This is a genomic window from Acidovorax sp. LjRoot204 (assembly GCF_056175785.1).
Genome location: NZ_JBGFFF010000040.1, coordinates 22,373 through 32,308 on the forward strand (window position 1 = coordinate 22,373; position 9,936 = coordinate 32,308).

Annotated in this window: 8 protein-coding genes; 5 read left to right on the plus strand and 3 right to left on the minus strand. The window is 65.4% G+C overall.

All coding sequences use genetic code 11. From position 1 onward, the window contains the following. Window positions 1-7: 7 nt before the first annotated feature. Window positions 8-412 carry a DUF1924 domain-containing protein gene (locus AC04MI_RS09840; protein WP_436075410.1) on the minus strand — a complete coding sequence of 135 codons (405 nt, stop codon included), beginning with the start codon at window positions 410-412 and terminating at the stop codon, window positions 8-10. Window positions 413-527: 115 nt separating this feature from the next. Between AC04MI_RS09840 and AC04MI_RS09845 the strand changes: the two genes are divergently transcribed. Genes AC04MI_RS09845 through AC04MI_RS09855 form a run of 3 tightly spaced genes read left to right on the plus strand, consistent with a single transcriptional unit; the run spans window position 528 to window position 3,070 of the window. Beyond that, on the plus strand, window positions 528-914 hold the full coding sequence (locus AC04MI_RS09845; protein ID WP_436075409.1) for a PepSY domain-containing protein: 387 nt from the start codon (window positions 528-530) through the stop codon (window positions 912-914). A gap of 24 nt (window positions 915-938) precedes the next feature. Next, complete coding sequence (locus tag AC04MI_RS09850; protein WP_436078538.1) at window positions 939-1,631, plus strand: response regulator; 693 nt, start codon at window positions 939-941, stop codon at window positions 1,629-1,631. Beyond that, a complete protein-coding gene (locus AC04MI_RS09855; RefSeq protein ID WP_436078539.1) occupies window positions 1,628-3,070 on the plus strand; it encodes a sensor histidine kinase in 1,443 nt (480 codons plus the stop codon). Before AC04MI_RS09850 ends, AC04MI_RS09855 begins: the two co-directional genes overlap by 4 nt. Before the next feature lie 212 nt (window positions 3,071-3,282). Here the strand turns inward: AC04MI_RS09855 and AC04MI_RS09860 are convergent, their stop codons facing one another. Both AC04MI_RS09860 and AC04MI_RS09865 read right to left on the minus strand, forming a co-directional pair. Next, window positions 3,283-5,652, minus strand: a complete 2,370-nt coding sequence (locus AC04MI_RS09860; protein ID WP_476497708.1) for a DUF1631 family protein — start codon at window positions 5,650-5,652, stop codon at window positions 3,283-3,285. A 97-nt stretch (window positions 5,653-5,749) separates the two neighbouring features. Further along, window positions 5,750-7,831 (minus strand): sodium-translocating pyrophosphatase, encoded by a 2,082-nt coding sequence (locus tag AC04MI_RS09865; RefSeq protein ID WP_476497709.1) that lies wholly within the window; start codon window positions 7,829-7,831, stop codon window positions 5,750-5,752. Window positions 7,832-8,086: 255 nt separating this feature from the next. Between AC04MI_RS09865 and ppa the strand changes: the two genes are divergently transcribed. Together ppa and AC04MI_RS09875 are read left to right on the plus strand one after the other, a co-directional pair. Beyond that, window positions 8,087-8,623: an inorganic diphosphatase gene (gene ppa, locus AC04MI_RS09870; RefSeq protein ID WP_476497710.1), complete on the plus strand. Its 537-nt coding sequence runs from the start codon at window positions 8,087-8,089 to the stop codon at window positions 8,621-8,623. Window positions 8,624-8,836: 213 nt separating this feature from the next. Continuing rightward, the coding region (locus AC04MI_RS09875; RefSeq protein WP_476497711.1) for a methyl-accepting chemotaxis protein at window positions 8,837-9,936 on the plus strand (1,100 nt) is incomplete at its 3' end.

The following is a 9,936-nucleotide window of genomic DNA, read 5'->3' on the forward strand; positions in this document are numbered from 1 at the left end:
GTCGGTCTCAGGGCTTGAGGGCGTTGAGGTAGGCCAGCACGTCGGCTTTTTCCACCGCTTTGCATTCACGGCTCACCACGTCGTTGCAGTTGCGGCGGAACCACTTGTCCACCTTGGCGGTGTCGGTGAATGCCTTGGGGTTGAAGGCCGGAGCCAGGGGCGCAATCGACTTGCCGGTGCTGGCGTGTTTGCCCTGTGCGGTGGGCGGTGTGCCGTGGCAGGATGCGCAAGACCATTCGCCACCATGGCGTGCGTTGAAGAACACCTTGCCTTTTTCGGCATTGCCTGGGCTGCCGGCCTGTGCGCTCCAGTGGGCGAGCTGCTGGACAGCGGTTGTGTCAGCGGCGTGGCTGATGCTGGTGGCTGCTAGTGCACAGAGCGCCGCCAGAGTCAGGGTGCGAAGGGAAGTCATGCTGTGGTCCTTGGGGGGTTCATCGCTTGTGCAGGCATTGTTGAAATCCCCGCCTGAACGGCGTGTGAAAGGGCTGTTCATCGGCCGTTCAGATATCGCGCAGGACAATGCGCCCATGCCTTTCTCCTTCCACGCTGCTTGTGCGGGCCGCCATGTCCGGTGCATGTGCTTGGCGGCGTGTGTGCTGTGGGCTGCCGCGCTGGTCGTGCCGTCCGCGTGGGCCAGCGGCAAGGAAGACCACGACCGCGCCCGGCAGGCCGTGCAGGCGGGCCAGGTGCTGCCACTGCCCGTCGTGCTCGATCGCCTGCAGCGCGAGGTGCCTGGTCAGGTGCTGGAAGTGGAACTGGAGCAGGAGCGCGAGCGCTGGATCTACGAGATCAAGCTGCTGACGCCTGCCGGACAGTTGACCAAGGTCAAGCTCGATGCGCGCACGGCGGAGGTGCTGCGTGTGCGATCCCGAGAATCGCGCGAAGATCAGCAGCGAAGCCGTGACAATCGCTGACACCCTTCCGACCACGACACCTCCATGCGCATCCTGCTGGTAGAAGACGACACGCTGCTGCGCACCCAGTTGCGCAATGCCCTGGACGGCGCGGGCTACACGGTGGACGAGGCAGACAATGGGCGCGACGCGCAGTTTCTGGGCGACACCGAGGCAGTGGATGCCGTGGTGCTGGACCTGGGCCTGCCGGTGGTGGACGGGCTCACGGTGCTCAAGCGGTGGCGGGCCGAGGGGCGCAACATGCCGGTGCTGATCCTCACCGCGCGCGACAACTGGCACGAAAAAGTCGCGGGCATCGATGCCGGTGCCGATGACTACCTGACCAAGCCCTTTCACCTCGAAGAACTGCTGGCGCGCCTTCGCGCACTGATCCGCCGCGCCAGCGGGCAAGCGTCGGCCGTGCTGCAGTGTGGAGACTGGTCGCTGGACACACGCAGTGGCCGCGTGACCTGTGCGGGCCAGCCGGTGACGTTGACAGCGCATGAGTACAAGGTGCTCGACTACCTCATGCACCGGCCTGGCGTGCTGGTGTCACGCGCGGAGCTGACCGAACACATCTATGCGCAGGACTTTGATCGGGACTCCAACACCATCGAGGTCTTTGTGGGGCGCTTGCGCAAGAAGATGTTGCCTCCTGCGGCTTCGTCGGCTGCCCCGGTGGATTCGGCCCGCATCGAAACCGTGCGTGGCATGGGCTACCGCCTGGTGCCGCCATGAGCGCGCAAGCTGTGCCACCTGCTCCGCCCGTGCACTGGTCCCGGTCGTTGCGGGTGCGGCTGCTGGCCGTCACGCTGACGGGGGCAGCCGTAGCCATGGTGCTCGCTGGGCTGGTGCTGAGCGGATTGTTCCGCGAGCATGTGCAACAGCAGTTTCAGGCTGCACTGCAGCTGCAGCTGGACCAGATCACGGCGCGGCTGGAGTTTGACGCCCAGGGGCAGCCGGTGATTGCTGCCGAGGCGCTGTCCGACCCGCGCTGGCTCAAGCCTTACTCCGGCCTGTATTGGCAGGTGGACGCCATGGCGCCCGACGGGCGCGAGCGGGCAGGGGTGTTGCGCTCGCGCTCGTTGTGGGACACCAGCCTGGCGCTACAGGTGGATGCGTTGGCCGATGGCACCGTGCATGTGCACGAGATGACAGGCCCGCAGGGCGCGCCTTTGCTGGTGCTGGAGCGCACGGTGCGCGCCGAGGGCGTGCATGCAGCGCGCTGGCGCTTGATTGTGGCCGCCGACCTGCAGGCCACGCAGGCAGCCACGGCCCGGTTCACTGGCGTGCTGGGGCTGTCGCTGGCAGTGTTGCTATTGCTGCTGGTCGCCGCCGCCTGGGCGCAGGTGGCGGTGGGGCTCAAGCCCCTGCAGGCGCTACAGCGCGCGGTGCAGGATGTGCAAGAAGCGCGGGCTTCGCAATTGCAAGGCAGCTTCCCTGCGGAAGTGCAGCCGCTGGTCGACGACTTTAATGCCGTGCTGCGCCGGCATGGTGAGGTGGTGGAGCGGGCACGCACCCAGGCGGGCAACCTGGCTCATGCGCTCAAGACGCCCCTCACGGTGCTGGAGAACGCGGCCCGCACACAACCGCCCACTGATGACCCGGAGCTGGCGGCGCTGGTGCGAGAGCAGGTGGAGGTGGCCCGCAGGCACATCGACTGGCACCTGGCGCGGTCGCGGGTGGCGGCATCTGCGCGCTTGCCCGGGCAGCGCACGCCGCTGCAGCCGGTGGTGGATGGGCTGGTGCGCGTGATGAACAAGGTGCATGCGGACCGGTTGCTCGATATCAGTGCCGAGTCTTCAGTGGTGCCGCTTTTCTTTGCGGGCGAGGCGCAGGACCTGCAGGAAATGCTGGGCAACCTGCTGGACAACGCCTGCAAGTGGGCGCAGGCTGCGGTGCGGCTGCAGATGCAACTGCTGCCCGCCGCATCGGGCGCTGCGCAGCCCCAACTGGTGGTTGCGGTGGAAGACGACGGCCCCGGCATTGATGCCGCGCAACGTGATCAGGCGCTGGAACGCGGCGTGCGCCTGGATGAAACCGTTCCCGGCACGGGACTGGGCCTGGCCATCGTGCAGGACCTGGCAGCTTTGTATGGGGGGCGGCTGGATCTGGAGCCCGCAGGCCTTGGCGGCTTGCGGGCGACGCTCACCCTGCCTGCTGCGAGCGCTCACTGAGCCGCAGTGGCTGCGGCTGTTCGACACGCCAAAAAGGTCCTGCTGGGCGGGGCGCTTAGAGAAAAACCGCCAAAGCGGAAATCCATTAAAAAAGCCCGCCAAAGCGGGCTAAGGCCCTGACAAATTCCCCTGAATTCTGCAAAGCCTTGGAGTGATGGAGACAGGGTATCACCGTCTGCCGTGTTTGACCACTTTTGTTGTGCAAGCGGCCTTCAGTGCCTGCTTTCCACGCTGTTTTGCATGGCTGTCTGAGCAACGGCGTCCAGGGCGTTGTCCACCACGGTGTGCTCGGCCAGCACCTGCATCGCTCCCTGTTGCAGCAGCCGGTCTAGCAGCCGCAGGGTCATCGACTGGGTGCGACCAGCGGCGCTGGTAAAGAGGAACAGGTTGCCGTGCGAGCCGATCCAGGACAGCTGTGTGCGCTCCCACTGGCCCGCCACCTGCAGGTTGACCCAGGTGCCCACCGTGATGGTGGCGGCGGGCAGCGGCAGGGGCGCTGCGCTGCTGGGGGCAGCCTCGGGGGCCGTATCTGCGCCCTCGCTCTCGGGCGATTGCGAGATATCGATGTAGCCGGACTCCCTCGCTTCGGAGGGCGCAACCCAGGGGTCGTCGTCATCAAGGGGCGCCGGCTGTTGCGGCTCTGCCGTGGGCGTTGCAAAAGTCGCTGCGGCTGCAGGGGCTGGCGCAGCCACCCTGGGCCCGGGTTTGAAGGCCTGCTGGTGCAGTTGCATCAGCAGCTCAAAAACAGCCTCCGTGCGGTCTGTTGGGTAGTCGATGGACGCCAGACCTTCGCGCAATTTGGCCAGCAACTTGGGCAGCAGGCGAGCCAGCTGGCCCGTGTTGGCGCGCGTCAGTTCGGGTTGTACGCTCCAGATCAGCGCGTCCACCAGTTCCTGGTAGCGGCCCGGGTCGGTCGTGCCTGATTTGTCCGAAAGACGCGCCTCCGCCATGACCTGGGCCCAAGCGCCCAGCAAAAAGCGCGAGATGGCGTCCKGCACCTTGCCGATGTCGGGCAGCAGCCAGATCTCGCGCGATATCTGTGCGGCCAGCAGATGGCGCTGCTCTGCATGCTGCAGGGCCTCGATGGCGCGCAAGCGCTCCTGCTTGAGCGCCTGGTCCTTCTCGGCCCATTTGGCGTGCAGTTGCTGCAGCACTTGTTCAAAGTCATCAGCGCTGTCGATGGTGGCGGTGGCCAGCGGGCCTGCGATGTGCATGAGCGAGCGCATGAAGCTCTGAAAACCAGGGGCTTCGGGGCTGTTGAAGGCCTGACTGCGGTCTGTGATGTCCTGCAGCAGGCGGCGCGCGGCATGCTCCTTGTGGCTGAAAAAGCGGGGGTCGGCCAATGCCAGCTGCATCAGCGCAGGCTCCAGCGCGCGGATGAACTGTTGCACCGGCCACAGCAGCCGGGTGTCGCGCGCGATGTTGTCCACCATCAGCGCCACCACCTCCATGCTCAAGGCCTGGCCCAGGCCCTGCGCCTGCGCCCGCTGCGCGGCAGCAGGGCTGCCGTCTGCATCGTTGCCGGCTGGCGCGCGTGGCGTACCCAGGCGCTCCATCATCTGGCCGACCTGGTTCATCTCTTGCAGCGCCTCAAACGCCGCGGGCACCGTCATCGCGAAATCCGTGGCCGGTGGGTCGATCTGCGGCAAACCTTGTGACGGGTGTTCAAACTCCCGGTCAAACCGGGCTGCGAAAGATTCCTGGGGGTTGTCGCCGTTGGCGTTCATGTCCGCAGGGGCGGCTGCGTCATTGAACTCGCCCAGCAGCAGGCGGCGCAGGCGGTCCAGCGTCAGCAACGGGTCGCCCGCGCTGGTGGACGACACGTACAAGTCGTTGTCGGCTGCAAAACCGGGGGACGCCCCGGCGTCGGCCGGCGCCACATAGACCACTTCACCCGTGGCCTGCCGCATGGCATAGCCCACAGGCTTCACACCACTTTGCTTGAGCTGGTCGATTTGCGCGAGGTACAGGCTGCGCAGCTCGGCGCCCAATGCCTGTGCCATCAGCCCTACCCAGTCGTGGCGCACCTGGGGTGTGACCTGCATCTGCGACACCACGGACTGCAGAGCCTGCAAGAACACGTCGGGGCGCAGCGGGTTGTGCTCCGGCTGCACCCGGGACAGCCCCTGGGCCGCGCACACCAACGCGTCCAGGTCCGCCAGCGGACCTTCCACTGCAGAGATCAGTACCTGACGGGCACGTGCGCGCTCCACGCTGTCGTTGATCTGCGCCTCGTCCATCAGTTCGAGGTCGTCAAAGTGCACGGTGAACAGGGACCGCGTGGGCTTGTCCTCGCCCTGTGCCGTGTCCTGGTCCAGCGCCTTGCGCAGTGCGTCGGGGTAGCGATCTGCCATCACCGATGCCAGCCGCACCAGTTGCTGCCGTGCCTCCTGCATCGCATGGTGCTCGCCGGGAGTGCGGGCACTGTCCAGGCGCGCTTGCAGGGACACGCGCGTGGCCTCAATGACGCGCTCCACCACAGGCCGGGCCTGGGCCAGCGCGATCTGGACGATGCGCTGCTGGGGCGCAGCGGGGCTATCGGTCGGGGCCGGGGCGGGCAGGGTGGTGTGTGTCAAGGCCATCTTCAGTGGAACGCGATACCAGTGGCTGCTGCTGTGGATGCGATGTTACGCGTCAAAAAGGRGCCAGAGGCCCCTTTTTGACGATGGCGGGGCGGTTTTACCCGCCGTGGAACTTGACCACCAGCGGCACGATGAGCAGTGCCACGATGTTGATGATCTTGATCAGCGGGTTGATGGCCGGGCCGGCCGTGTCCTTGTAGGGGTCACCCACGGTGTCACCGGTCACGGCGGCCTTGTGCGCCTCGCTGCCCTTGCCGCCGTGGTGGCCGTCTTCGATGTACTTCTTGGCGTTGTCCCACGCGCCACCGCCCGTGCACATGCTGATCGCGACAAACAGACCTGTGACGATGGTGCCCATGAGCAAGCCGCCCAGCGCCTTGGGCCCCAGCAGCAGGCCCACCACAATGGGAACCACTACCGGCAGCAGGCTGGGGATCACCATTTCCTTGATGGCGGCGGTGGTCAGCATGTCCACGGCCTTGCCGTATTCGGGCTTGCCCGTGCCGTCCATGATGCCCTTGATGGTGCTGAACTGGCGGCGCACCTCCACCACCACAGCGCCTGCGGCGCGGCCCACAGCCTCCATGGCCATGGCGCCGAACAGGTACGGAATCAGCCCGCCGATGAACAGGCCCACGATGACCAGCGGGTCCGACAGATCAAAGGTGATGGCCTTGCCATAGCTCTCCAGCTTGTGGGTGTAGTCGGCAAACAGCACCAGTGCAGCCAGGCCGGCAGAGCCGATGGCGTAGCCTTTGGTCACGGCCTTGGTGGTGTTGCCCACGGCGTCCAGTGGGTCGGTGATGTCACGCACACTGCTGGGCAGCTCGGCCATTTCGGCAATGCCACCCGCGTTGTCGGTGATGGGACCRTASGCRTCSAGCGCCACCACRATGCCCGCCATGCTCAGCATSGMCGTKGCKGCCACCGCAATGCCGTACAGGCCAGCCAGGCCGTAGGACACGATGATGGCCGTGCACACAAACACCACGGGCCAGGCCGTGGAACGCATCGAAACGCCCAGGCCCGCAATGATGTTGGTGCCGTGGCCGGTGGTGGACGCCTGGGCAATGTGCTGCACSGGCGAGTACTGCGTGCCGGTGTAGAACTCGGTGATCCAGACCAGCGCGGCCGTCAATACGAGGCCGGTGGCGCAGGCGCCAAACAGCCGCAGCTGGGTGCCCGTGGCAGTGACCGCGTTGTCCGGCATGATCCACAGCGTGACGAAATAGAAGGCGATGAGCGACAGCACGCCCGCGATCGCCAGACCCTTGTACAGCGCGGGCATCACGTTCTTCATGCCGGGCGTTGCCTTGACGAAGAAGCAGCCRATGATGGATGCGACGATGGATACCGCCCCCAGCGCCAGCGGGTACACCACCGCATTGACCTGGGCCGTGGCCACCATCAGSGCGCCCAGCACCATGGTGGCGATCAGYGTSACSGCGTAGGTCTCGAACAGGTCGGCCGCCATGCCGGCGCAGTCGCCSACGTTGTCGCCCACGTTGTCGGCAATCACGGCTGGGTTGCGCGGGTCGTCCTCAGGGATGCCAGCCTCCACTTTGCCCACCAGGTCGGCGCCCACGTCCGCGCCCTTGGTGAAGATGCCACCGCCCAGGCGCGCAAAGATCGAGATCAGCGACGAGCCGAACGCAAAGCCAATCAGCGGGTTGAGCAGCGTGGCCAGATGGGTGGTGGGCGTGTGGTTGCCATTGCCCGCCAGGAACCAGTAAAAGCCCGTGACACCCAGCAGACCCAGCCCCACCACCAGCATGCCGGTGATGGCGCCGCCACGAAACGCGACATCGAGCGCCGGGCCAATGCCTTGGGTGGCCGCCTGCGCGGTGCGCACATTGGCGCGCACCGAGACATTCATGCCGATGAAGCCGCAGGCGCCCGAGAGCACGGCGCCCACCACAAAGCCGACCGCCGTGGTGCCGTCCAGAAACACGCCGATGAGCACCGCCAGCACCACGCCCACGATGGCAATGGTCTTGTACTGGCGGGCCAGGTAGGCGGCGGCACCGGCCTGGATTGCGGCGGCAATCTCCTGCATGCGGGCGTTGCCCGGGTCTTTGGAAAGGATCCAGCCCCGGGCCCRGATGCCGTAGGCCACCGCGATGAGCCCGCAAGCGAGGGCGAGGATGAGAGGGGATGTCAGTGCTGAACTTGCAGCCATTCAATTCTCCTTGGTGTGTTGCACGGAGGGGGACCAACGCATCGGTGGCTTCCCCGCTGCGTTGCTTCCTCGTGCTACCCATGCGTTTCGCGCAGGAGCCGATTGGCCAACAGGCCCAATTTACAGGCAAACGCCGGTTTGCAAGCGGGCAGAAAGGGGCGTGCGCCTAAAATCAGGGTTAATCCCGACGCTTCGTTGCGCTGCATCAGTGCCGAAGGCCTCGCGGGTTATCGTCAACAAACCACTATCCAAGACATGTCCCTCAACAACGTCCCCCCAGGCAAGAACGTTCCTGACAGCTTCAACGTCGTCATCGAGATTCCGATGAACGCCGATCCGATCAAGTACGAAGTGGACAAGGAATCGGGCGCCATATTTGTGGACCGTTTCATGACCACCGCCATGCACTATCCCACCAACTACGGGTATGTGCCGCAGACGCTGTCGGGCGACGGCGACCCGGTCGATGTGCTGGTGATCACGCCTTACCCGCTGTTCCCCGGCGTGGTCGTGCCCTGCCGCCCCCTGGGCATCTTGATGATGGAAGACGAGGCCGGTGTGGATGGCAAGGTGATTGCCGTGCCCACGTCCAAGATCCTGCCCATGTATGACCACTGGAAGACCATCGACGATGTGAACGCCATGCGCCGCAACGCCATCGCCCACTTCTTYGAGCACTACAAGGACCTGGAARMSGGCAAGTGGGTCAAGGTGCTGGGCTGGGAAGGCATCGACGCSGCCAAGAAGGAAATCRYCGACGGCATCGMCRGCTACAAGAAGTCGCAGGCCTGATAGGTCAGATAGGCCGGTAGCGCTGGTGCCGATTGCGCCAGCTGCTATCAAAATAAAAGCACGCCATCCGCCATGGATGGCGTGCTTTTTTGTGGGCGGTGCCCCGGTGGGGTAGGGAAAAGCCGCGCAATGTGCGGTCAGGCCCGCTGATAGACTGCATTTGGTTACACACCTGGGGTGGTCCCGGTGTCACGAGGTACTTTGAGGTAATTCATGAAAATTTCTGATCTGCGCATTGGCGTCAAGCTGGCGGCGGGTTTCCTGGCGGTGGTGTTGCTGACCGCCTTGCTCGGCGCCATTGCGCTGGTGCAAATGTCCCGCATCCACGCCAACGCTGAGGAGATCGCCACCAATCTGCTGCCCAGCGTCACGCAAACGGGCGAGCTGCGCGTGCTGCTCAACCGCATGCGCCGTGCAGAGGCGGGCATGGTCACTGCGCGCAGCGCGGCCGAGGTCAAGGCGTTTGCCGAGCAGGTGGCGCAGCGCCACAAGGACCTGACCCGTGTGGAGGCGATCTACGAGCCGCTCATCGACATGCCCAAGGAGCGCGAGGTGTTCAACGCCTACAAGGCGCGTAAGGCGGCCTATGTGGCGTTGCAGGACAAGCTGGCGGACATTGCCAAGGGCGTGGACTTCAGCACTGCCGAGACCATGGAACTCACGGCAGATGCGTTGAGCATGCTGTATGCGGGCGAATCGGAGTCAGCCTTTGTGGCCACCGCCGAGACCCTAGGCGAGCTGCAAAAGATCAATGCGGACGCTGCATTGAAGGCCAATGAGGAAGCGATGACAGTGTTCAATGCGGCACGCATCTGGGTGCTGGGCACCCTCGCGCTGTGCGTGGCGTTGGCGGCCGTACTGGGTGTGGCCATCACCCGCGCCGTTACGCGCCCCGCCCATCACGCCGTGTTGGCCGCCCGCGCGATTGCCGATGGCGACCTGGCGACCGAGGTGCCCCCCGGCGGCAAGGATGAAATGGGCCAGCTGCTGAATGCGCTGGGCGACATGCGGGCCAACCTGGCGCGTGTGGTGTCGGGCGTGCGCAGCAACGCCGAAGGCGTAGCGTCAGCGAGCGCACAGATCGCCTCAGGCAACAACGACCTGAGCGCGCGCACGGAACAGCAGGCCTCGGCCCTGGAAGAAACAGCCGCCTCGATGGAAGAGCTGGGCTCGACCGTGCGCCAGAACGCCGACAACGCGCGAGCCGCCAACCAGCTGGCCGTGAGCGCCAGCACCGTGGCCGTGCAAGGCGGAGACGTGGTGGCCGAAGTGGTCGAGACCATGAAAGGCATCAACGCCAGCAGCAACAAGAT

Bases quoted from the DNA above. Each gene is read 5' to 3' on its own strand.
- AC04MI_RS09840 (WP_436075410.1), bottom strand. From the start codon at position 412: ATGACTTCCCTTCGCACCCTGACTCTGGCGGCGCTCTGTGCACTAGCA.
- AC04MI_RS09845 (WP_436075409.1), top strand. From the start codon at position 528: ATGCCTTTCTCCTTCCACGCTGCTTGTGCGGGCCGCCATGTCCGGTGC.
- AC04MI_RS09850 (WP_436078538.1), top strand. From the start codon at position 939: ATGCGCATCCTGCTGGTAGAAGACGACACGCTGCTGCGCACCCAGTTG.
- AC04MI_RS09855 (WP_436078539.1), top strand. From the start codon at position 1,628: ATGAGCGCGCAAGCTGTGCCACCTGCTCCGCCCGTGCACTGGTCCCGG.